Origin of the sequence: Streptomyces sp. NBC_00620 (assembly GCF_026341825.1) — a bacterium.
Lineage (GTDB): Bacteria > Actinomycetota > Actinomycetes > Streptomycetales > Streptomycetaceae > Streptomyces.
The window spans coordinates 1,809,581-1,832,874 of sequence record NZ_JAPENY010000001.1; the positions used below are offsets into that span (position 1 = coordinate 1,809,581).

Genomic DNA, 23,294 nt, shown 5'->3' on the forward strand with positions numbered 1-23,294 from the left:
GGCGCCCCCTTCGGCAAGGGGCGCCCCATCCTCGTAACTACTGCACTTCTGCCATCAGACGCCGATGTCGCAGCCGTCCTTGCGCCACACCGCGACGACCGCCGGGCGGACGATCTTGCCGGCGCCGTCGGGCCAGATGCTCGCCGGCTTCTCGACGGTCGCGCCGCTGATCTCGCCCGGGTGCTGGACGGCGACGAGCACGCGCCGGTCCTGGACGAGCGGGCCGCAGGTCTCCGCGCCGGTCGGGACGGTCAGGAACTGCTTCAGCTCACCGCGCCGGTCGCCCTTGGTCGCGACACCGAACAGGCCGTCGTGCGAACCGAGCTGGTTGCCGTCGGTGGAGATCCACAGGTTGCCGTGCGGGTCGAAGGCCACGTTGTCCGGGCAGGAGATCGGGCTGACCTTCTCCTTCGGGAAGCCCGCGAAGTAGGTGGCCGGGTCGGTCGGGTCACCCGCGACGAGGAACAGCGACCAGGCGAAGGTCAGGCTCTCGGGGCGGTTGCGGCCCTCGGTGAGCTCGAGGATGTGCCCGTGCTTGTTGGCGTTGCGCGGGTTGGCCTCGTCGGCCTTGGCGTTGCTGCCGACACCGCGGTTGGTGTTGTTCGTCAGGGCGACGTACACCTTGCCGGTGGTCGGGGAGGGCTGGATGTCCTCGGGGCGGTCCATCTTCGTGGCGCCGACCTTGTCACCGGCGAGGCGCGTGAAGACGTACACCTCCTCGGCGGTCATGCCCTCGACGTGCGAGACGGCGCCCTTCGCGGTGGCGGTCGCGAGCGGGATCCACACGCCGCCGCCGTCGAACTCGCCGTCGGCCGGCAGCTTGCCCGTGCCGTCGATCTCGGCCGCCGGGGAGTCGCCGGTGAGCTTGGCGACGTACAGCGTGCCCTCGTCGAGAAGGGTCAGGTTGTGCTCGCGGGCGGAGCGGGAGCTGCCCTTCTTCATCTTCTTGCTGCCGACGAACTTGTAGAAGTAGTCGAAGCGCTCGTCGTCACCGGTGTAGAGGACCGGGCGGCCGTCGTCCGTGAGGCGGACGGTGGCGCCCTCGTGCTTGAAGCGGCCGAGGGCGGTGCGCTTGCGGGGCGAGGAGGTGGGGTCGTACGGGTCCAGCTCGACGACGTAGCCGAAGCGGTGGACCTCGTTCGGCTCCTGGGCGACGTCGAAACGCTTGTCGAAACGCTCCCACTTGCGCTCGCTGGCGCCGGTGCCGATGCCGTAGCGGGCGTCGGTGGGGCGGCTGCTGTTGGCGAAGTACTGGTTGAAGTTCTCCTCGCCGTGCAGCGTCGTGCCCCAGGGGGTCTCGCCGCCGGCGCAGTTGTTGAGCGTGCCCAGGACCTTCTTGCCGGTCGGGTCGGCGGAGGTCTTGAGGAGGTCCGAGCCGGCGGCCGGTCCCGTCACCTTGAACTCGGTGGTCGCGGTGACCCGGCGGTTGAGGTGGTGGCGGGGGACCGCGGTCAGCTTGCCGCTCCGCTTGTCCTCCTCCACGACCACGACGGACAGGCCGTGCGCCGCCCAGGCGATCTCGGCCTGCTCACGGGTCGGGTTCGCGGCGTCGTACGCCTTGAACATCAGGACCTCGTCCGTGTACTCGTGGTTCGCCACAAGCACCTGACGGCCTCGCTCACCGGGGAGCGGCAGCAGCGCCAGGAAGTCATTGTTGTAACCGAACTGGGCCGCCTGTGCCGCGGCGGTCTGGTTGTCCGGGTCGAACGCGGGGGCGCCGCGGAGGATGGGCTCGCCCCAGCGGATCACGACGTTCTGGGCGTACCCGTCGGGGATCACCACGGCGTCGGTGAGGTTGGGGGCGACGGCGGTGAAGCGGAGGCCGCGGGCGGCCTTGCCGCTCTTGGACGCGGTGTCCGTCGTGGCCGCCTGCGCCTGCTGGGCGCCGGTGCCGATGACGGCGGTGCCCGCCGCGGTGGCGACGGTCACGACGGCCGCGGCACGCATCATCGAACGGCGGCTCAGCGCGGTGGCGATCACGTCACCGACGTACTCGTTGTCGCTGGTGTTCGGTATCTCGTGGAAACAGGCGTTGCCACAGCGGTACAGGCAGGTCATGGCCGACCTGCCACCGGGATGCGAGTCGGGCGTTCCGATCAACGGCAGAAGTCTGCGCACTTTTGCTCTCCCCATGCGGTCCCTTGGTTTCAGCGTGACGCTAGGTGGTGCGTATGTGCGGAAACAGGCCAGCGGGATGAACGGGGGGTGAACCCATGGGATCCGCAGGGGTGTTGGGGATACGCGGGTAGCGTCGGCGACGCGGTGTTGACGGCTGTCGCCCCCGTACTCTGCCCCTGCCAAAGATCACCAGCTGTGACCGCTAACCTTACGTGTCCGTCCTGGCCAGGGATTGACGGGCACCAACTCACGCGAAGGGTTGCGCACATGGGCATTCTCACCGTCTTGCGGAATGCGTTCGGCCGCTCACGCAAGGGTCGTGACGCCGACGGGGAGACCTCGCGGGAGGTTTCGACTCCGACGGCTCCCGAACGGGTCCCCGCACAGGAGACCGAGCCGAGGATTCCGGCACCGTCCACCGAACTCCAGCCGGAACCCGCACCGGCCGCGGAGGTCCCCGCACCTGCCACCGAGCCCAAGCCGTCCGTCGTGGACGAGCTGGTGTCAGCGGCCTTCGACAATGTGACGGTTCCGCCGGCACGGACCCCGGAACCGGAGCCGGTGATCGAGCCCGAGCAGGCGGAGACGCCCGCACCGGTGATCGAGCCCGAGCCGGTCGTCGAGCCCGCGGTCGCGGCGGAGGCTGCGGTCGAGCCGGAGGCCGAGGTCGTCGCGGAGGCGGAGGTTGTGGCCGAGGCCGAGCCGGAGCCGGAGGTCGTCGCGGAGGCGGAGGCCGAGGTCGTGGCCGAAGCCGAGCCGGAGCCCGAGGTCGTGGCCGTTCCCGAGCCGGAGGCTGCGGCCGAGCCGGAGCCCGAGGCCGAGATCGTGGCCGAGCCGGAGACGGCGAGCGTGGTCGAGACGGAGCCGGAGGTCGTGGCCGAGCCCGAGCCCGCTGCCGAGCCCGAGCCGGTCGTCGCCGAGGAGCCCGCTCCCGTCGCCGCACAGGCCGACGAGCCCGCGGCCGCCGACGGCGACGAGGCCCCACCGGGGCCACCCGCAGCCGACGACGAGACTGTCACGGGTGGTGCGGGCGGGAACAACGACCCGGCCGAAGGCCGGGTGCCCACCCCCCGGCCCGAGGCCGAGGAAACCCCCGAGCCGGAGGCGGAGAAGCTCACCCCGGTAGCCGCCCAGGCAGACGTACCCGCAAGCCTCCTCACCGCCTACACCGAGGCAGCCACAGCCCTGGAAACGCAGAAGCTGACCGGCACCAGCGCCAAGATCTACCTCGTCCTCGACCGCTCCGCGAGCATGCGCCCGTACTACAAGGACGGCTCCGCCCAGGCCCTCGGCGAGCAGACCCTCGCCCTCGCCGCCCACCTCGACCCCGAGGCCACGGTCCACGTCGTCTTCTTCTCCACGGAGCTGGACGGCACCGGCGAGCTGACCCTCACCGACCACGAGAACAAGGTCGACGAGCTCCACGCGGACCTCGGCCGCATGGGACGTACGAGCTACCACGCGGCCGTGGAGGAAATCCTCACGCACTACCAGAAGTCGGACACCACGGCCCCCGCCCTCGTCGTCTTCCAGACGGACGGCGCCCCGGACGCCAAGACCCCCGCCACCCAGTCCCTCACGGACGCGGCGAAGAGCCACCCCTCCGTCTTCTTCTCCTTCGTCGCCTTCGGAGAGACGGACAACAAGGCCTTCGACTACCTCCGCAAGCTGAAGACCGAGAACACGGCCTTCTTCCACGCGGGCCCGACCCCGCGCGAACTGACGGACGCCGAGATCTACGAGGGCGTACTGGCGAACTGGCGCCCGTAACCCTCACCGGCACCGCACAACGGCCGCCCGCTTCCCACCCGGTTAAACGGGAGGCGGGCGGCCCACCCATGTCGGATACGATTTCAAGGTTCGTAAGACGACCGACGTCACCACCTGAACCGACGATCGTCACCCCACGTACCGACTTGGGAGCAGCCCGCAATGGCTCGACACCTCATCACCAGCGCTCTTCCGTACATCAACGGGATCAAGCACCTGGGCAACATGGTGGGGTCCATGCTCCCGGCGGACGTGTACTCCCGGTACCTCCGCCAGCGCGGCCACGACGTGCTGTACATCTGCGCGACGGACGAGCACGGCACCCCGGCCGAGCTGGCCGCGAAGGAGCAGGGCCTCCCGGTCGACGAGTTCTGCGCGCAGGCGCACGACGCGCAGAAGGCGGTGTACGACGGCTTCGCGCTGGCCTTCGACTACTTCGGCCGCAGCTCCAGCCCGCAGAACCGCGAGATCACCCAGCACTTCGCGCGCCGCCTGAACGAGAACGGCTTCATCGAGGAGCGCGAGATCCGTCAGGTGTACTCGCCGACGGACGGCCGTTTCCTCCCGGACCGCTACGTCGAGGGCACCTGCCCGCACTGCGGCTACGACAAGGCCCGCGGCGACCAGTGCGAGAACTGCACCCGCGTCCTGGACCCGACCGACCTGATCAACCCGCGCAGCGCCATCAGCGGCTCCACCGACCTCGAGGTCCGGGAGACCAAGCACCTCTTCCTCCTCCAGTCGAAGCTGCAGCACGAGGTCGAGGCGTGGATCGACGAGGTCAGCGACGAGTGGCCGCAGCTCGCCTCCTCCATTGCCCGCAAGTGGCTGACCGAGGGCCTGCACGACCGCGCGATCACCCGCGACCTGGACTGGGGTGTCCCGGTCCCGGCCGACACCTGGCCGGAGCTGGCCGCCGCGGGCAAGGTCTTCTACGTCTGGTTCGACGCCCCGATCGAGTACATCGGCGCGACGAAGGAGTGGTCGGATCTCGACCCGGAGAACCGGGACTGGAAGTCCTGGTGGTACGACGCCGACTCCGGCGAGAACCCGGTCCGCTACACGGAGTTCATGGCCAAGGACAACGTGCCCTTCCACTCGGTGATGTTCCCGGCGACCGAGCTGGGTGTCCGCGAGCCGTGGAAGAAGGTCGACTACCTGAAGTCCTTCAACTGGCTGACGTACTACGGCGGAAAGTTCTCCACGTCCCAGAAGCGCGGTGTCTTCACCGACGCCGCCCTGGACATCCTCCCCGCCGACTACTGGCGCTACTTCCTGATCGCCAACGCCCCCGAGTCGGACGACTCGTCCTTCACCTGGGAGCACTTCACGGCGACGGTGAACAAGGACCTGGCGGACACGCTGGGCAACTTCGTCAACCGGGTCCTGTCCTTCTCGCGCAAGCGCTTCGGCGACGAAGTACCGGCGGGCACCGCTGCCGGTGAGGCGGAGACGCGGCTCGGCGAGGAGATCGCGGGCCTGCTCGCGGAGTACGAGACCCAGATGGAGGCCCTCCAGTTCCGCAAGGCGGCCGCCGCGCTGCGTGCCCTGTGGTCGGCCGGCAACTCCTACCTGGAGGAGAAGGCCCCCTGGCTGGAGATCAAGACCGACCCGGAAGGCGCGGCCCTGACCCTGCGTACGGCGATGAACCTGATCCACCTCTACTCGGTGGTGTCGGAGCCCTTCATCCCGGCGTCGGCCGCAGCTATGCGCTCGGCCTTCTCCCTTCCCGACGACACCGCGACCTGGGTATCGGCGGAGGAGGCGAAGGCGCTGACCGCGGTCCCCGCCGGTACGGCCTTCACCGTGCCCCCCGTCCTCTTCGCCAAGATCACGGACGAGGACCTGGAGTCGTACAAGGAGCGCTTCGGCGGCGCACCGGAGTAGTCAGGACGTTGTCCGGAGTAGTCAGGACGTTGTGAGGAGGGCCCGGCACCATTCGGTGCCGGGCCTCTTCACAAAATCCGCCAGGCTGGAAACAGCCCCCGGCGCTGGCATGTTCGCGCCCACCCGTATGGTTTCGCCATGGCAGTCCCCGAGGTCATCCCGATCGCCTATGAACCGCACCACCGCACCGAGGCCATCGGCCGGTACGCGGATGGCCAGTTCCTGGCGTCGGTCACGTATGCCTTTCCCGAAGGGTTCCGTCCCGACGACGGCTGGGAAGAGCACAAGCGCCTCTACACGGTGCTTCACACTTTCGACGCCGAGGGCCGGTACCGCGACTCGGAGATCTGGTGCGCGGGCACCTGGGCCGAGCAGCACCGCGCCCCGCACGCCGAGGGCTCGGTCCTCGCAAGGGCCGAGGCCCACCTGGGGAAACTGCTGAGAAGTCTCCCCCGGCGCCGCTACATGGACATCGCGATCCGCCCCTTCCAACTCACCGTCGACGGCGTGCTGTTCGGCCTGGTGATCAGGGAGGATGAGGGCGAGAGCTGGGCGGAGCTCTACCCGGACCGCCTCGGCTTCGGCGAGCCCTGGGACGGCTCGTACGACACCTGAGGGGCACCCAGGAGTTCAAGTCCTGGGCACCCCTCGCGTGCTACCCGTGCTACCCCCGGCCGCCCGGTCCACCGCCGCCGAAGCCGCCCTCCGGAGCCTCGCCCGCCGTCACCGTGGCGATCTCCTCGGCCGAGCCGAGTTCGCCGGTCGCGGTCAGACCGCCGGTACTCGTGCCCGAGGCTGAGCCGCCGGAGTAGATGCGGTACTCCTCGCCGCTCTTGACGGCGGAGGAGGAGTAGACGACGTTCTGGACGGACCTCGAAGTGACGAAGGTGGCCAGGACCTTGCCGTCGGAGTCGACGACATGGAGGGTCGTGCCCGCGTCGACCGCCGAGTCGAGGGTCGCGGAGAGCCAGCCCTGCTCGGACTCGGTGCCGGGTGCGACGGCCATGCCCGCGCTGCCCGCGGCGAGGAGGGTGCCGCCGCTGACGGTGAAGCTGCCGTTGACGTCGAGGGCGCCGTTCCCCGCCTGCTCCGGTCCGTTGACGACGACCGTGCCGCCGGTGATCTCGGCGGTGCCGTTCGAGTCGAGGCCGTCGCCGTCGGCGTTGATCACCAGGGTGCCGCCGGTGACGGTCAGCTTGAAGTCCCCGACATCCTCACCGCCGCCACCGCCGCCCCCTCCGAAGCCACCGCCGCCGTCCTCCGAAGTACTCGTACCACCCGCCGCGTTGATCCCGTCGTCGCTGGAGTGGATCTCCACCGTGCCGCCGTTCACCGCGATGTCGGCCCCCTCCACGCCCTCGACCGCCGACGTGATCTTCAACGACCCCTTGTCGACGATCAGGTCACCCTCGGCGTGCACCCCGTCGTCGCCGCTCGCGGCCGTCACCTTCGCCCCGCTGATGTGGACCGCGCCGTCACTGTGCACCGCGTCGTCGGAGGAGTCGACGTACACGGTGCCGCCCTCGAGCACGTTGATCACGCCCGCCTTCAGCCCCTTCGTGGACGTGTCGTCGGACGGCTGCGTGCCGCTCCCTTCGCCGCTGTCGACGGTCAGCGTGCCGCCGGTGACCACCAGGTCGGTGGCGGCGTCGACGCCGTCGCCCTTGGCGGTCACCTTCACCGTCCCGCCGCCGAGGGCGACGTAACCGGAGTCCGTGTCCTCGCTGTTGTCGGCCTTGAGGCCGTCGCCACCTGCGGTGACCGTCACCCGGCCGCCCTCGACGATCAGGTAGTCCTTGCCGCGGATGCCGTCGTCGGCGGCGTCGACCACGATCGTGCCGGAGGAGATCACCAGGCCGTCCGTGCTCGCGATGCCGTCGTTGCCGTTGCCGTGCACGGTGAGTTGGCCGCCGCCCGTGACCGTCAGGTCGGCGGCGCTGTAGAGCGCGGCGTTGGCCTCGGCGTCGTCGGCGTAGGAGTCGGCGTCGTTCAGGGTGTTCTCGCTGCCGTCGGCGAGGACGACGACGACCTCGTCGGCCGCGGTGACCTCGATCGCGGCGCCGGAGGAGTGCGAGACCGAGGCGCCGTCGAGCACCAACTGCACCTTCTGGTCCGGCGCGTTGACGACGATCTGCCCGTCGGCGAGGGTGCCGCTGACCCGGTAGGTGCCGCCCGCGGTGATGGTCACCGTGGAGCCATCCACCGTCACCCCGTCGCCGTCGGCGGACGCCGAGTCGCCGGCCAGCTCGATCCCGACGGCGGCGGTCTCGTCCCAGTCGCCGTCGGAGGCCTCCGCGTGCGACTCCTTGTTGGCGGCGAGCACGGCGGCTGCGCCCTGGCCACCGTCCACTGCTGCGGCCGACGACCCGCTGCTCGCACTCGGCGTGGCGGAGTCTCCCGCGGTGTCGCTCCCCGAGGAGCACCCGGCCAGCGCCGCCGCGGCGAGCACCGCCGAAGCGAGGGCGCCCACCGCCTTCGTACGAAATCCTCGTGCCGTCGTTCTGATACGTGTACGTGTGCTCATGCCGGACTCCCGTCCAGTGCCGTCGGAAAATGGCGCCGCAGTACGGGCAGCCAGCGGTTCGAGGGAAGCTCGGGGCGCAGGGCGGCGAGCCCGGTGCCGTACTTCGACACCGGGCAGGGCCGGTGCTTCAGCGACCAGAGCAGCCGGTCCGCCCCCGAGCCCGCCCGGCCCGCCTTGGTCTCGACGATGGTCCGGTCGGGGGTACGCAGGGCGGTGCCGTCGGGCAGCGTCCAGGTCAGGTCGGTGTCGGCGGTCAGCCGGCTTCCGGTGGCCGGGAGGAAGAGGGTCGTGCGCCGGTAGTACGTGGTCAGCGTGGGCACGAACCGGAAGCGGCCGGAGTCGATCCCGGACTCGGCGAGCGCCGCGTCCGCGTAGGCCCGCGCCTCGGCACCGAGCCACCCCAACTCACCCTCGTACGGGATGCGTTGCTTGACGGTGGTGCCGCGCGGGCCCCGCGTCTTGACCTCGAAGAAGTGCTGGCCGGAGTCGAGATACGTACGGATCCGCAGCTTGAACCGGCGCCGTCGGCTGCGGGCGGCGCCCAGGTAGCCGTCCATCTCCGGGGTGTCGAAGTAGACGGACCGGTAGGCGAACTGCCGTGCCCCGTCCATCTCCAGGACCTGCGAGTCCTCGTCGAGGCCGCCGAGGACGAAGGGCAGATCGGCGAGGGGCAGCATGTACTTGCGGTCGAGGCGGGTCAACAGCGAGGCCCGCGTGAGGAGTTCGTCGAGACCGATCGGCCGCAGTGTGCCGACGACCGCGTCGACGGAGTCGAGGGCGGTCACGCCCCCACCCTCCGCTCGGTACGGGAGCCGGGTGCCTTGGCCGCCTTCGCCGCCTTGGGGGCCCGGGAAGCGGCCGGAACGACGTACCGCACCTCGACCTGAGTCGTGTCGTTGACGAGGTCGATGCTCCGCACCGACAGGTTCACCACCCGTCCGCCGAGCAGCACTTCGAGGTCCGCGCGCAGGGCGTCCTCGTCGGTGTACGCGGAGTCCAGACGCAGGTTCTGCTGCCGGTAGCGCGGGAACAGCCGGGGGTGGTCGCCGACGAAGAGGGTGCCCACGACCAGCAGCATCAGCCCGACGTGCAGAAGGTCGAGAGACTCGGAGAGACCGGCCAGCAGGCCGATGGCCAGCGCCGAGAAGTAGTAGGCGATGTCGTGGTGCGCGATCTCGTACGAGCGGAGCCGGATGATCGACAGCACCCCGAACAGGCCCATCCCCATGCCGATGCCGACCGAGGTGGAGCCGAGCACCATCGCCACGGCGAGCACACCGACGTTCACGCCCAGGAACGAGGCCACCAGGTCCCGGCGGTGGTGGCGGGGGAAGTAGATCCCGAAGGCCAGCACGGAGACGGCGACCAGGTCAGCGGCGACAAGAAGCAACATGTCACTGACAATCGTGGGTAACCCTTTGAGTTACCTTTGCCTCCCCTTAACGAAACTTGAGAAGTACGGAACGGAAAACGCGGGTGAACTGAGCGTGCCGCGGCGGATGTTCGGGCCGCGTCGACCGCCCCTGACAGATGTCCGGGCCCGGTCCGCCACCTCGTACAACCCACAAAGAACCCGCTGGTAGCATCCGTTCACTTGTGCGAGGGCGGGGACCCTCGCGGGGAGGGATATTCACGTGGGCAGACACGCCCTGAGACGGGGCGGTCTTGCCGCAGCCGTCTCCGCACTCGCGGTCGCCGTCGCGGCCGTCACCGTTTACTCCGAGGCCGGCGGTTCCGCCGAGGCGGCCACCACCGAAGCCGCGGCCACCACCGGGATCACGCTCACCGACCCGAACTCGGACACGCATCGCGACGACCGGCCGCTCACCGCCGGCACGACCGGCTTCCTGCACCGGCAGAGCGGGGTCGCCGGACTGCTGTGGACGGACTACGCCACCGGCACGACGGTCACCGTGGAGAACGCGAGCGGCGTCTACACGCCCTCGGCGCCCTGCGCGTCCCTCGGCTCGCAGTGCTCGACCGCCTGGTTCGGCTCGGACGGCGACCTGGTCGCCCTGCCGACGGCCGCGACCACCAAGTCCGTCACCCTCTGGGACCCGGCGACCCGCAAGACGTCGACCTTCACGTCCTCCTACGAATACCGGGCGCTGGCCGGTGACACGGTCGTCACCGCGCACACCCTGATCGACACCGTGGACGGCGTACGGCGCTCTCGGACCATTACCGGCATCGACGGCGTGTACGGCATCGGGGCCTCCGAGGTCGTGGCCGCGGACTCCGCCGGTGTGCTGTACGGGTACGGCAGTTACCTGTCCTACGTCGACGTCGACACGGCCGTCGCCACCCAGGCCTTCACCGACGTCGGCTCCAACGTGTTCTACGTACAGAGCGAGGACCGGTTCGGCTGGTACGAGCCCGGCACCGGCGACCTCCACCTCAAGTCCCGTACCGACCCTGCGGGGACGGAACAGGTCGTCGACCTCCCGCCCGTCACGATCATCGGCCAGCCGGCCCTCGGCTCCCTCGACGGCGAGCCGGTCCTGATCGGCGACTGGCTGCTGCTGCCCACGCACACGCGCACCGGCACCGCGATCACGGCCCACTCGCTCGCCGACGGCTCCACGCGGACCCTGCTGGCCGACGCGGACGGGTACGCGATCCACACCGCCGGCGACGACGCCCTCGTCACGGGCGGCACCAGCGCAACCGACTGGTGGGTGCAGCGCGCGAGCCAGGCGGCGGACGGCTCCCTGGAGCTGGCAAAGGTGTCCGAGATCCCGGCGACGGAGAACGCCAAGACGGGCCTCGCGCTCAGCCGGGGCAGCCTGCGCGTGGCGGAGGACGACCCCGCCTCCACCACCAGTGACGACACGTCGATACGGACCCTGGCCACGGACGGCGGCACCACGCTGACCGCCTCCGCCGCCACGGCGTCCTCCGGGGTCAGCTCCGCATGCCCGTACGCCGTCACCAGTTGCTCGGTGCTGTGGGGCAACAGCGGCAGCACTCCCAGGGACGTCTACCTCAGCACGGCCGACGACAGCGACACCTCGGCTTCGGACAGGCTGATCGCCATCCCGGGCCTCGAACTGGACTTCGCGACCCAGGGCGGCTCCATCGTCGACGTCTCCGACGACTACGCGGTGTACAACTCCGGCGGCACCACGCCCACGCAGTACGTCGGCAACTTCCAGGACGGTCAGCTGCTGAAGCGTTCGGTGCGCGCCGCCGCCCTCAACGGCCCCACGCTCTGGAGCGCCACCACCACCGCCGGCCAGATCACCTCGTACAGCCTGCCCGAGGCGAAGACCCTCTCCACGGTCACCATCCCGGGCGCGGGCTGCGTCCCGACCGAGCTGCAGGCGGCGGGCCGCTGGGTGTACTGGGCCTGCGGGACCGCCTCGGCGGGCGTGTACGACACCAAGGCGGGTACGTCGGTCGCCACCATCCCCGGTGACGTGCTGCTCGGCGACGGATTCGCCGTACGCCACGACCACACCACGGACGAACTCGTCCTGACCGACGCGACCACCGGCGCCACCCGCGCGATCGCCTCCGGGCTCCCGGACTCCGGGCTCGCCGTCGACCGCCGCTACCGGTGGACGGTGGACGAGTACACGGGCCTGGTCGCCTGGTTCGACCTGCACGAGCGGACGCACGTGGCGACGACCGGGGTGACCCCGTCCACCACAACTGTGTTCGAGACCAAGACCGCCGACGACCTCGTCTGGGCGAAGTCGTCGGACACCGACTCCAAGACGTGGAACGGCAACTGGCTGCTGTCCCGTCCCATCTCCTCCTGGTCCCTCACCTTCACCTCGGTGGAGAGCGGCGAGACCGGCAAGGCCACGCGCACGGTCACCGGCGGAGCAGCCACGGCATGGCTGGCGCCGACCTGGAACGGCAAGGCTACGAACGGGAGTTACTTCCCCAACGGCCGCTTCAAGTGGACCCTCAAGGTGACCGGCCTCGGCAGCACCGCGGCGACCACCTTGACCAGCGGCACGGGAACGGTGTTCGGCGGCGCGGCGGTACGCCACGACTTCAACAGCATCGAAGGCGAACCGGACGGCGTGGGCGACGTCCTCACCCTCAACTCCTCGGGTGGCCTGAGCTACCAACACGGCACCGGCGGCGGCAAGTTCTCCGAGAAGACGACCGGCACGGGCTGGGCCACCAGCATCAAGGCCGTCCCGTTCGGGGACCTGAGCGGCGACCGCTGCAATGACGTGCTGGTCCGGCTGAGCAGTGGCGCCCTGCGCCTCTACAAGCCCGGCTGCGGCAGCGCGGTCAAGCCGTCGACGTCGTACACGTCGCTGGGGGCGAGCGGCTGGAACCAGTACGACATCCTCACCTCGCCCGGAGACGTCAGCGGCGACGGTCGTCCCGACCTGATCGCCCGCAACACCTCCACCGGCGCGGTCTACCTGTACAAGGGCACGAGCGCGGGCAAGCTCTCCGCCCGCGTGAAGCTCTACGACAACTGGAAGACGTACAAGAAGATCGTCGGCACCGGCGACCTCAACGGTGACGGCATCGGTGACCTGGTCGCGCAGGACAAGGCCAACAACCTCTACCGCTACTACGGCAAGGGCAACGGCACCTTCGCGGCCCGCGTGAAGGTCTTCGCCAACTGGGGTGGCTCCTACAACGTCATCGTCGGCGTGGGCGACCTCAACCGCGACGGCAAGGCCGACCTGGTCTCGCGTGACACGGCCGGCAACCTCTGGCGCAACTACGGCAACGGCGCAGGGTCGTTCGGAGCCCGCACAAAGATCGCGACGGGTTGGGGCGGATACAAGTCCCTGTCCTGACCGCAAAGTTGAAGGGCGCCCGGGGTCTTCCGACCCCGGGCGCCCTTTTGTGTGGCTCTAGTTGGTGAGGATCCCGGCGCCGGTGGTGGTCGCCAGTTCCGTGGGGAGGTTCTTCGCGGAGGTCTGGAGGCCGGCGGTGAGCGCCGGGGTCCAGTTCACCGTCGTCTTCAGCTTCTTCGAGTTGGCGGCGTTGTACGCGGCGACGAGGTCGGTCGCCGTGCCGTTGACGAGGTTGCCGCCGCCCGCGACCGAGCCGGTGCCGTCGCCGCTGAGAAGCTTCGCGGCCTTGCCGCCGGACGGCAGTTTCCAGTAGTTGTTCTCGGCGACGACCTGGGCCTTGGCGCGGGAGTTGATGCTGTAGAGGGGCGCGTAGCCGTTGAGGGTCGTCGTGTCGAAGTAGTTGTTGTAGATGTGGATCTGGCCGATGCGGGCCAGCGGGGCGCGCTGGACTATGCCCTTCCACACGTTGTGGTGGATCGAGACGCGCAGCTTGCCGGTGCTGTCCGTGTCGCTGCTGCCTATCAGCATGGTCTTGTCGTGACTGGTGAACTGGTTGCGCTCGACGGTCACCAGGTCCGAGCCGTTGGTGATGTCGAGGGCGCCGTCGTGGATCTGGTACTCCCGGCCGTAGTACTTGGGGTTGGCGCTGTCGAGGTGCGGCGCGTCGGTGAACGTGTTGTGGTCGGCCCACACATGGGTCGCCCCGCGCAGGGTGACGGAGTCGTAGGCGGAGTTCCAGTTGCCGGTGGAACCGTCCGTCGGGTCCCACTGCGGGAAGCAGTCCTCGGTGGCGGAGAAGGCGAGGTTGCGGATGATGACGTTGTCCACGCTCTTCACCTGCAGACTGCCGCCGGTGATCCCGGCCTTGCTCCCCGGCACGCCCACGATCGTGGTGTTGGCCGGCACCTTGAGGACGACACTCTTCGCCTGCTTGGCCTGGGCGGCGGCGCGGGCGGACTCCTGCGTGCCCGAGGGCAGCTTGGAGGTGCCGTAGGTGGCCGGGTCGTACGCCTTGAGGTAGGCGGCCAGCGAATAGCCCGTACCGGAGGCGTAGTCGGCGCAGGTCAGCTTCTTGCCGGCGTCGTCCGTGTTGGCGTCGATCGTGCCCTTGACCTGGATGATCTTCGCCGTTGAATTGGTGCTGGATCCCAGCGCCTTCACCAGCTGCGCCCGGGTGCTGACGGTGAACACGTGCGCCGAGTCGGCCTGCGAGCCGCCGGTCGTGCCCGACCCGGAGGCCGCCCAGCCGTCCTTGGCGGGCAGCGTCTGGTGGGCCAGGTCGACGGCTCCGGCGTTCGCGTTCATCACGAAGGCGACGGCGCCGAGGCCTGTCGCCGCGACTGCGGCGGAGGCTACGACGATCGTGCGCCGCTTGCGGAGGGAGCGTCGGTGGGAAGGGCGGTGGGAGGGGGATGCCACGGATGAGTCCTTACGTGGTGGTCACGTGCGGTGTGAAGCTCCGGTGCGGGGCTTCGACTCATCAGTGGGCGCGGGGAGTTGAAAGGTTGCCGTGGGTTTTGGGCGGGCGGTGCCCCGGCTCACCGCGCGCGTACGGATGGGCGCGCGCGGCGAGCCGCGGGTATCAGGAGGGGGTCAGGAGCCGTTCCTGTTCGTCGGAAGTCCGTTCAGGGAACCGATCATGTTCAGGTCGCCCTTGGACTTGATGATGGCGCGGTTCACGGCCGTCGGTGCATCCACCGGGTCCCAGTCCCCGTCCCAGTCGAAGTTGTCGCCGTTCGTGTCGCCCAGCGTCTCCCAGATGTCACCCTCTGTGGTCACGACCTTGATCGAAGAGTCGTTGCCCTGGGCCGCGATAGAGATGCCGCAGACGTTTTCGGGGTAGTCCTCGTTGTCGCTGAGGTCCGTCCACGTGTAGTCGCCCAGCTCCGGCTGGTTGTCCCTGCGCCCGGCGTACGCCACACCGTCGATGAGCAGCGCGCTGAACTCCTCCGAGTCCGAGGGCTCGTAGGTGTCGATGTCAGTACACGGGCCCGTTGCGCCGGTGGCCCCAGTCGCACCCGTGGCACCTGTGGCACCTGTCGCACCCGTCGCACCGTCTGCGGGCCCGGTCGGACCGGTGGCACCGGTCGCACCCGTGGCACCTGTCGCACCCGTCGCACCGTCTGCGGGCCCGGTCGGACCCGTGGCACCGGTCGCGCCCGTGGCACCGGTGGCCCCAGTCGGACCCGTCGGACCCGTAGGCCCGACCTTGCACTTGCCGTGGTCGCCGCCGGCCGCAGGCTCGACGGACTTCCCCTCCGGCCTGTGCGGCCTGTGCGGCTTCGGCTTCGGCTTCGGCCGCGGCTTCTTGCACGGGTCCCCCGTGGACGGGCTCGACACGGCGGTCTCGGTGGCCGGGTCGGTGGTGCGCGCCACGGCGCCCGCGGGGCTCGCGATGCTCGAGAGCACGAGTGCGAGCGAGGCGATGGTGCCCCCGGTCAGCCAGGCGTTCCGTACAGGCAGCGGACCGAATGGGGATCGGTTCCGGTGTTCAGGACTCATGCACTGCTCCTCATGATTTCGGATCGAGTGATGTCCCGGAAGCACGTTCGAGATTCCATTCCGGAAGCGCGTTCGAGCCTCCCTGGGCAACATCGGATCGCAGAAGCAACGCCTTGAGTGCTCGGAAGGGTTATCAACATATCGGCGTACCGGCCACCCCCCGATGGATGCGTGCACGACAGCGCATTCGCAGCCGCCTACCGGCGAGCCGCCGCAAGGCCCGTGACTCCTGTGCCTATGGTCTCCCGCGCCGAATCGCCGGGAGCGGTGTTGCCGTGCGGCCGTCGATCTGCCTGTGCGTGATCGTCAGGACCGGGTCGAGCGCTTCGAACACTGCCTCGAACCCGTACGCGATCGTCAGGGTCAGGCGTCCACCAGCTCACTCGAGCCCCGCTTGCTCCGGGCGAATTCGAGGTTGCGGGTGACGCGTTCGCGCTGCGCCTCAGGGAGCTTGCCGTCGGCGAGAAGCTGCTCGCAGCAGGCCATGGTCTCCTCGTACTCCCCGGTCCAGTACGCCGCCACCGCCAGTTCGTCGAGAGCGCGCCAGTTGTACCAGTCGAACTCGACGAACAGGATGTCGCTCGGATACGGGATCCGCGCCGCGGCCTTCGCGAAGAGGTGGGCCAGCGGCCAGCGCGGGCCGTTCTCGCGGCAGTAGCGTGCCAGATCGCCGAGTGCTTCGGCGCGTGAGGGCCGGCTCTCGTGGGCGCGGAGATAGCGGTCCATCACCTCGGCGGCGGGCCTTTCGAGACGTGCCGCGAGCCGCGCGGCGTAGAGGTGGGCGCAGAAGACCTCCTCGCCCCATCCGCCCATGGCCGCCCGGCGGTCGTAGGCGGCGAGTGCCTTCTCGGGCTCGCCGGCGTCGCGCCAGCTCTGCGCGAGATAGAAGACGTAGCGGGCGTTGTCGGGCTCCTTGAGCAGGCCTTCCTCAAGGATCTCCGCGTCGCGCAGGTACTTGTTCCGCTGGCCGTCGCGCAGGCGGGCGCCGCCTCCCACGGAGAGGATGTTGGCGCCCTTGAACGTCCCGCGGCTGTACGGCTCTCCGCATTCGAGGTACTCGTGCAGGACACCGACATAGCGCCAGGGCAGCCGGGTCGAGACCAGGGCGGGGCGCCAGTGGATGATCGGCCCGTCGTGGAGGGCGACCCGGTAGGCGTCGTGGGTCAGCTCCGGCATACGGAACCCCTGCTCCACCTCCATCAGGTCGTCGGCGTCGATGAACAGCAGATAGTCCGCACGGTCGCGGGCGAGGTCGATCGCTTCGCTGCGGCTCCCGTCGAAGCCCTTCCAGGGGCTCTCGTGCAGAGCACCGGGCAGATCCTTGAAGACCTCACGGATGACGTCCTGAGTGCCGTCGCTGGAGCCGGTGTCCAGGATGACCCAGGTATCGATCAGGGGACGGACGGATTCAAGACAGCGGCGAATCACCGGCGCTTCGTCTTTGACGATCATGTTCAGGCATACCGTTGGATTCACAATCCTCATCCAATTCCAGCTCCCCGGCATGAATGGCTGAGGCGCGCCGAGCCGAAACGGGAATGGTGTGTGTCGCTGGCCCTGATCCAAATACGCCTGGATACGCTCTCGGCGTCGTTTCGGCCGACGCAACCCACCACGATCGGGGAATGAATGCCCATCAGGAAATGGTCAGGAAAACTGAGGGCCGGTGCACGGCCCAGGAACCGTGTGGCGGCGGCCGCGACGATGGCTCTCGCCGTCACGGGGGTCGGCTCGGCGCTGACCTGGATGTCGGTCTCCCTGGCCACACAGGATTCCGACTCCAAGCCGCAGGCATCGTGTTCCTACACGCCCACCGAGCGCGGAACCCGCTCCGACCTCCCCGTCTTCGACGCCGAGAAGGCCGCCCGTCCGCTCACGGTCACCTTGGTCACCAACCGGGGAGAGGTCACGCTCAAGGCCCTGACCGGCGACGCGCCCTGCACGACCAACTCGTTCTCCTTCCTGGCCCGCAAGGGGTACTTCGACGGCAGCGAATGCCACCGCGTCACCACTCAGGGGATCTACGTTCTGGAATGCGGAGACACCAAAGGGGACGGCAAAGCCGACCCCGGATACTTCTTGTCCGACGAAAATCTGGACGGAGCGAGCTATCCGGCGGGCACCGTGGCGATGGCCAAGGTGGAACCGGGGAAGAATGGAAGCCAGTTCTTCATCAGTTACGCCGATCCGGACGTCGCCATGTCTCCCCAGTGGACTCCGTTCGCGAAAGTCGTCGACGGAATGGGCGTACTGCGGAAGATCGGCGAGACGGGGACGTCGGACGGATCCACCGATGGCAGGCCCCAGCTGCCCGTCATCATCAAGTCGGTGCTCGTGCGGTAGGTCTGGGGCTCGCGTCGGTTCGCGTTGGCTCGCGTCGGCCGGGGGGCGTCAGCCCGAGCGGGTGAGCAGTACGAAGCCGTCCTGTTCCGCCGCGGTGCGGTACCCCTGCGTGAGGGCACGGTCCAGGGAGATCCTCTCCTCCCCGGGACTCAGCGGCCATCGCCGCTGCTGCGGCACCTCGGTGTCCACCATGATCCACTCCGGGTCGGGGCGGCTGTCGGCCCAGCCGTAGAGGCTGGCGCTCGTGCGGTCGGTGAGCTGGGGCACGAGTTGGTTGGACGCCTGGACCGTCGCGCCGTCGGGGATGCGGTCCATGAGCTTGTGGGCGATGGCGATGCGCGGATCGGTCCGCCAGGTCTCCGGCTTCGCCAGCTGCCACAGCGGGAACTGCGGAAGGAGCAGGGCCGTGATCGCGGCCGAGCCCACGAGGTAGCGCCGCAGGCTCACTGTGCTCGACTGCCTCCGGATCAGGGCATCGATGAAGGCGGCGAAGACGATCGGCATCAGCACGACCGAGTAGTGGTAGCTGGTGCCCCAGTGGGTCCAGAGCCCGGAGGCGAAGCGCCAGGCCAGGGTAGGCAGCGCGACCCACAACAGCGGGGACCGCAGGGCCAGGAACAGTGTGGGGGCCAACAGGAACAGCAGAGTCGTGACCTTGGCCTCGGGGGTGATGAGACCGATCGTGGCCTTGTACAGCAGGTCCATCGGCCCGCTTTCGGCGCCGCCTTCTGGACCTGTCAGCCAGTGCGTGTACGCGTAGGACCCCTGCGGGTTGAAGGCCGGCAGGATCACCAGCATCGCCAGGGCCGTCCCGACCAGACCGGCCGCGGCGGTGGCGATCCCCAGCTTGCGGTCCCCCCGCAGGGCGATGAGGAAGCCGATCACGGCCACGGTGAGGCCGAGGTCCTCCTTGACCAGCAGCAAGGGCAGGGCCCAGAACGCCGCGGCACGCAGCCGGTCGCTCCCCAGAGCGGCCAGTGAGCACGCGAGCAGCGGAACGGCGAAGGCCACTTCATGGAAGTCGAAGCCGGCGGCGTTCGCGAGGCCCCAGGACAGGCCGTAGCAAGTGCCGATGACCGCCGCCGCGCCGGAGCCCAGTGCACGACGGGCCCAGAGGGCCAGCGGCAGAACGCTCGCGGCGATCAGCGCCGCCTGCACCACGAGCAGGACCTGCGGCGAGGGCCAGAGCCGGTAGAAGGGGGCGACAAGGGCCAGAACAGGGTGGAAATGGTCCCCCAGAACGGGGTAGTCCGGCCCCTTCACCTCGGACACGGGAAGGTGCCCGTCCGCGTAGGACCGGATGACCTGTTCGAAGATTCCCAGGTCGAAGGCGTTGGACAGCAGCCGTTGATGGATGCGGAGGGACAGCGTCATGTACGTGAAGAACAGCGCCCCCACGAGAACCCAGAGCCACCACGGAATCCCGTCGCGACCCCTGGGGGAATCCCCTGCTCGCGCCTGTTTGTCGGACTGTGACTGCTGAGGTGGGAGCGTGGCGCTGTCGGCGGGGGATGCCTGCATGACCGGGCCTTTCCAGAAGCGGCTACAGCGTCCGAAGGCCCCTCAAGATGCCAGCATTTTCCTGCACCCGACTCCGAATCATCTCCCGTGTGGGCAGAATCCCTCCGAATAGCCGAACATCTGACCGCGCGAGCATCGATCAGCGCGGGTGACGAATTCGGCTTTCGGTCCGGTGATTGCGAGCCGGGCGAACTCGACGATGAAGCGGGTACGAAGCGGGCGCGATTACGCCCGTTTATGAGGGTCCGCCGCGCAGCCCCTCGCCGCCGGAGTCACCCCAACTGCGCCTTGACGTGGTCGATGACCTCGTTGAACTCCTTCGTCGGCGAGAAGTCCACGTACTCGCAGTCCTCGAGCGCTACCGGGACGTGCCCCGGCGCCCAGTAGAAGGCCTGCCCCGCCTCGTAGATCTCGTCCCCCTGCTCGGTCCGCATCTGCAGCCGCCCCTTGAGCAGGTAGCCCCAGTGCGGGCACTGGCAAGCGTCACCGGGCAGCCCCTTGACCGCCGGCGTCATGTCCGTACCCCCGGGAAGCCGCGCGAAGGCGACACTCATGTCTCCCCCGATCTCCTGCGCGCGCAGTTCCACGCCGCCACCTTCGATCGCGACGGGAGTCTCATTCCGCGTGGTCGCCGTCATGACTCCTCCAGGCCGGTTCACGGCGGGGTCCCGACGATCTCCGCCTCTCTCCAGTCTGACCCCCGCCTCTGCGGCGTGCGAGGGGTGGCGGTGAAGGCGTACGGGCGATGCGCCTGCGGAGAGACCTACAGCCTCAAAAATACCCCCTGGGGTATCGGTGCTACAGTGAAAACAAGATACCCCCCGGGGTACACCCATCCGAGAAAGGGGCCCATCCGTGTTCTTCGTGGACATCCTGGAGACCGAGGGTCTGGGCAACCGCAGCTACCTGGCCGGCGGCCGCGAGACAGCCGTCGTCGTCGATCCGCCGCGCGATGCGGAGCGGGTGGTGGCGGCCGCGGCCGCGCGGGGGGTGCGGATCGCCTACGTGGCGGAGACCCACATACACAACGACTACGTCTCCGGCGGCCTGGAGCTCGCCCGGCTGACCGGCGCCACCTACCTGGTGCCCGCCGCCGCCCGCGTTTCCTTCGCCCGCACGCCCATCGCCGACGGCGAGACCGTCACCGTCGATGCCGGACTGACCCTGCGAGCGCTGGCCACCCCGGGGCACACCCCGCACCACACCTCCTACGTGCTCGTCGAGGACGGGCAGGAGGTCGCGGCGTTCACCGGCGGGTCCCTGCTGATCGGCAGCGTGGGCCGTCCCGACCTGGTCGAGCCGCGACTGACCGAACAGCTGGCCCGCGCCCAGCACGCCTCCGCACACCGGCTGGCCGCGGAGCTCGACGACGCCGTACGGGTGCTGCCCACACACGGGTTCGGCAGCTTCTGCTCCTCCTCGCAGGCCGAGGGCGAGGCCGGCACCATCGGCCAGGAGCGCAGGACCAATGACGCGCTGACCAGGGACGTGGACACGTTCGTGGCACAGCTGCTGGCCGGTCTCGACGACGTACCGGCCTACTACGCCCACATGGGCCCGGTCAACGCCGCCGGGCCCGCGCCGGTGGACCTGACGCCGCCGGAGGCCGCCGACGGCCGGGAGATCGCCGAGCGCCTCGCCGCCGGGGAATGGGTCGTCGACCTGCGCGCCCGCACCGCCTTCTCCGAAGGGCACGTGTCGGGCACCTTCAACTTCGAGGCCGAGGGCAAGCTCGCCACCTACCTGGCCTGGCTCATCCCGTGGGGCAAACCCGTCACCCTCCTCGCCGAAGACGCCGCCCAACTCGCCTACGCACAGCGGGAGCTGGCCCGGATCGGCATCGACCGGCCCGCGGCCGCCGCGACCGGCGACCCCAGCGCCTGGCTGCGCGCGGGCGACACCTTGCGGTCCTTCCCGCGCGCCGACTTCGCCGCTCTCGAGAAGGCCCGGGAGCGCGGCGAGAAGGTGGTCGTGCTGGACGTGCGCCGCAACTCCGAACGCGCCGGCGGCCATGTGAAGGGGTCGGTGCACATCCCCGTCCACGAGCTGCACGACCGCGCCGGGGAGGTCCCGGCGGGGACGGTGTGGGTGCACTGCGCCGGCGGGATGCGCGCGGCGATCGCCGCGTCGCTGCTCGACGCGGCGGGGCGGGAAGTAGTCGCCGTCGACGACGGATTCGCCGCGGCCGAACAGGCCGGACTGACCGTCACCGGCGGCGGCTGAGCCCGCCGTACGGCCGTGCCGTGCAGCCGCCCCGTACAGCCAGTCCTACGGCCGCGCCGTGCAGCCAGCCCTACAGCCCGTCGTACACAAGGAGATCCCGACGATGTTCCTCTTCCGCCGCGGCCTGAGCCGCCTCACCCCCGGCCAGGCTCACGAGCGCACCAGCAACGGAGATGCGGTGCTGCTGGACGTCCGCGAGATACCGGAGTGGAAGGCCGGGCACGCGCCCGGCGCCTGCCACCTGCCGCTGTCTCTCCTGCTCACCGGCACCGCGCTGCCGCCCGAGGCGGTCGGCAGACCCGTGGTGGCGATCTGCCGCTCCGGTCAGCGCTCGCAGCGGGCGGCGAAACATCTCGCCGCACAGGGCATCGACGCAAGTGACGTCAGGGGCGGCATGACCGCTTGGGCGAAGGCGGGCCTGCCGGTCGTCGACGAACGCGGCAAGGGCGGCTCGACAGCGTGAGCGTACTGATCCTGGCCCTCGTGGCGGGGGCCGTGGTCGGTCTGGCACTCGGCGCGCTGGGCGGCGGCGGCAGCGTCCTCGCGGTGCCCGCCCTGATCTACCTGCTCGGCTTCTCGCCGACCGCGGCCACCACCGCGAGCCTCATCATCGTCACCGCCACCTCCGCCACCGCCCTCTATGCCCACGCCGTCGCCGGGCACGTCCGATGGAAGGCCGGGGCCGCGTTCGCCGCCGCCGGGATCGTCCCCGCGGCGATGGCCGGGGCCGCCGCCGCCCGGCTGCCGCAGTCCGTCCTGACCGCCGCGTTCGCCGGTATCGCGGCCCTCGCCGCGATCAGGATGCTGGGCCCCGCGCCATCGGCCGCCGCCACGGGGCAGGTACGGCCGGTGAAGGCCGCGGGCACGAGGGCGGGGCTGGGTGCGCTGACCGGTCTGCTGGGCGTCGGCGGAGGGTTCCTCGCCGTGCCCGCCCTGGTCACTGTCCTGGCCTTCGAGATGCAGGCCGCGATCGGCACCAGCCTGCTGGTCATCACCACCAACTCGCTGGCTTCCTTGATGACCCGTTCCGGCGGCGCGGCCGGCATCGACTGGGCGGTCATGGCGCCGTTCACCGGCGCGGCGATCCTGGGCGCCTGGGACGGCAAACGCCTCGCGGCCAAGGTCTCCGGACCGCTGCTGCAACGCCTGTTCGCGGCCGTGTTGCTGGCGGTGGCCGCGTTCATGCTCTTCGACGTCTTCTTCGTATGACCGGTATCGGCGTCGTTCAGGCCGGTTCGCAGGGAAGGCGCCGTACGCCGGTCTCCGTACGACCGGCGTCGTTCAGGCCAGGGAGAGGAACAGCTTCTCCAGCCGGGCCCGCATCTGGTCCCGGTCACCGGCCTCCTGCCCGCCGTCGGCCATGCAGTGCTGGAGTCCGGTCGCGATGATCGCGAACCCCGCACGGTCCAGGGCGCGGGAGACCGCGGCGAGCTGCGTGATCACGTCCTCGCAGTCGCGGCCGTCCTCGATCATCTTGATGATCCCGGCGATCTGCCCCTGGGCCCGCCGCAGCCGGTTCAAGACCGACTTCAACTCATCGGCCGCCATCTGAAGCTCCACGCTTCCACCTCCACAAATACCCCTATGGGTATCCTACCGGGTTCGGGCATCCGTCCCCGGAAGCCTGAAAG

General features: G+C 69.6%; 18 protein-coding genes. 8 read left to right on the top strand and 10 right to left on the bottom strand.

Translation table 11 applies throughout. The annotated features are described in order from the left end of the window. Window positions 1–54 precede the first annotated feature (54 nt). Window positions 55–2,118: a PhoX family phosphatase gene (locus OG246_RS08300; RefSeq protein ID WP_266458065.1), complete on the bottom strand. Its 2,064-nt coding sequence runs from the start codon at window positions 2,116–2,118 to the stop codon at window positions 55–57. A 267-nt stretch (window positions 2,119–2,385) separates the two neighbouring features. Between OG246_RS08300 and OG246_RS08305 the strand changes: the two genes are divergently transcribed. The 3 genes from OG246_RS08305 to OG246_RS08315 all read left to right on the top strand — a co-directional run bounded on the left by OG246_RS08305 (window position 2,386) and on the right by OG246_RS08315 (window position 6,390). Next, window positions 2,386–3,888, top strand: coding sequence for a VWA domain-containing protein (locus OG246_RS08305; protein ID WP_266458067.1), 1,503 nt, complete (start codon window positions 2,386–2,388; stop codon window positions 3,886–3,888). Between the two features lie 162 nt (window positions 3,889–4,050). Next, window positions 4,051–5,775 carry a methionine--tRNA ligase gene (gene metG, locus OG246_RS08310; protein WP_266458069.1) on the top strand — a complete coding sequence of 575 codons (1,725 nt, stop codon included), beginning with the start codon at window positions 4,051–4,053 and terminating at the stop codon, window positions 5,773–5,775. A gap of 138 nt (window positions 5,776–5,913) precedes the next feature. Then, window positions 5,914–6,390: a hypothetical protein gene (locus OG246_RS08315; RefSeq protein ID WP_266458072.1), complete on the top strand. Its 477-nt coding sequence runs from the start codon at window positions 5,914–5,916 to the stop codon at window positions 6,388–6,390. Window positions 6,391–6,439: 49 nt separating this feature from the next. Here OG246_RS08315 and OG246_RS08320 read toward each other — a convergent pair whose 3' ends face one another. Genes OG246_RS08320 through OG246_RS08330 form a run of 3 tightly spaced genes read right to left on the bottom strand, consistent with a single transcriptional unit; the run spans window position 6,440 to window position 9,692 of the window. After that, the gene (locus OG246_RS08320) at window positions 6,440–8,299 is read right to left on the bottom strand and encodes a carbohydrate-binding domain-containing protein (RefSeq protein WP_266458075.1); all 1,860 of its coding nucleotides are present in this window, start codon (window positions 8,297–8,299) and stop codon (window positions 6,440–6,442) included. Further along, window positions 8,296–9,084, bottom strand: a complete 789-nt coding sequence (locus tag OG246_RS08325) for a VTC domain-containing protein (protein ID WP_266458077.1) — start codon at window positions 9,082–9,084, stop codon at window positions 8,296–8,298. Before OG246_RS08325 ends, OG246_RS08320 begins: the two co-directional genes overlap by 4 nt. Further along, complete coding sequence (locus tag OG246_RS08330) at window positions 9,081–9,692, bottom strand: DUF4956 domain-containing protein (RefSeq protein ID WP_266458080.1); 612 nt, start codon at window positions 9,690–9,692, stop codon at window positions 9,081–9,083. Before OG246_RS08330 ends, OG246_RS08325 begins: the two co-directional genes overlap by 4 nt. A 241-nt stretch (window positions 9,693–9,933) precedes the next feature. Between OG246_RS08330 and OG246_RS08335 the strand changes: the two genes are divergently transcribed. Next, window positions 9,934–13,074, top strand: coding sequence for a VCBS repeat-containing protein (locus tag OG246_RS08335; RefSeq protein WP_266458086.1), 3,141 nt, complete (start codon window positions 9,934–9,936; stop codon window positions 13,072–13,074). Window positions 13,075–13,131: 57 nt separating this feature from the next. On the opposite strand, the gene OG246_RS08340 is transcribed toward OG246_RS08335, so the two are convergent. The 3 genes from OG246_RS08340 to OG246_RS08350 form a co-directional block, all read right to left on the bottom strand. Then, on the bottom strand, window positions 13,132–14,493 hold the full coding sequence (locus OG246_RS08340) for a polysaccharide lyase family 1 protein (protein WP_266458090.1): 1,362 nt from the start codon (window positions 14,491–14,493) through the stop codon (window positions 13,132–13,134). A 174-nt stretch (window positions 14,494–14,667) separates the two neighbouring features. Then, window positions 14,668–15,576 carry a hypothetical protein gene (locus OG246_RS08345; protein WP_266458093.1) on the bottom strand — a complete coding sequence of 303 codons (909 nt, stop codon included), beginning with the start codon at window positions 15,574–15,576 and terminating at the stop codon, window positions 14,668–14,670. A 363-nt stretch (window positions 15,577–15,939) separates the two neighbouring features. Further along, entirely contained in the window at window positions 15,940–17,028 is a 1,089-nt protein-coding gene (locus tag OG246_RS08350; protein WP_266458096.1) for a glycosyltransferase, read from the bottom strand. A gap of 234 nt (window positions 17,029–17,262) precedes the next feature. On the opposite strand from OG246_RS08350, the gene OG246_RS08355 reads away from it, so the two are divergent. After that, the gene (locus OG246_RS08355; protein WP_266458098.1) at window positions 17,263–17,919 is read left to right on the top strand and encodes a peptidylprolyl isomerase; all 657 of its coding nucleotides are present in this window, start codon (window positions 17,263–17,265) and stop codon (window positions 17,917–17,919) included. A 48-nt stretch (window positions 17,920–17,967) separates the two neighbouring features. Here OG246_RS08355 and OG246_RS08360 read toward each other — a convergent pair whose 3' ends face one another. Both OG246_RS08360 and OG246_RS08365 read right to left on the bottom strand, forming a co-directional pair. Beyond that, window positions 17,968–19,293, bottom strand: a complete 1,326-nt coding sequence (locus OG246_RS08360) for a DUF2079 domain-containing protein (RefSeq protein WP_266458100.1) — start codon at window positions 19,291–19,293, stop codon at window positions 17,968–17,970. 419 nt (window positions 19,294–19,712) lie between these two features. Next, window positions 19,713–20,078, bottom strand: a complete 366-nt coding sequence (locus OG246_RS08365) for a hypothetical protein (protein WP_266458101.1) — start codon at window positions 20,076–20,078, stop codon at window positions 19,713–19,715. Window positions 20,079–20,295: 217 nt separating this feature from the next. Between OG246_RS08365 and OG246_RS08370 the strand changes: the two genes are divergently transcribed. The 3 genes from OG246_RS08370 to OG246_RS08380 all read left to right on the top strand — a co-directional run bounded on the left by OG246_RS08370 (window position 20,296) and on the right by OG246_RS08380 (window position 22,872). Further along, a complete protein-coding gene (locus tag OG246_RS08370; RefSeq protein ID WP_266458103.1) occupies window positions 20,296–21,663 on the top strand; it encodes an MBL fold metallo-hydrolase in 1,368 nt (455 codons plus the stop codon). Window positions 21,664–21,766: 103 nt separating this feature from the next. Next, window positions 21,767–22,126, top strand: a complete 360-nt coding sequence (locus OG246_RS08375; protein WP_266463969.1) for a rhodanese-like domain-containing protein — start codon at window positions 21,767–21,769, stop codon at window positions 22,124–22,126. Then, window positions 22,123–22,872, top strand: a complete 750-nt coding sequence (locus OG246_RS08380) for a sulfite exporter TauE/SafE family protein (RefSeq protein WP_266458105.1) — start codon at window positions 22,123–22,125, stop codon at window positions 22,870–22,872. The genes OG246_RS08375 and OG246_RS08380 overlap by 4 nt, the downstream gene beginning before the upstream one ends. A 72-nt stretch (window positions 22,873–22,944) precedes the next feature. Here OG246_RS08380 and OG246_RS08385 read toward each other — a convergent pair whose 3' ends face one another. Beyond that, on the bottom strand, window positions 22,945–23,223 hold the full coding sequence (locus OG246_RS08385; RefSeq protein ID WP_266458107.1) for a metal-sensitive transcriptional regulator: 279 nt from the start codon (window positions 23,221–23,223) through the stop codon (window positions 22,945–22,947). Window positions 23,224–23,294 lie beyond the last annotated feature (71 nt).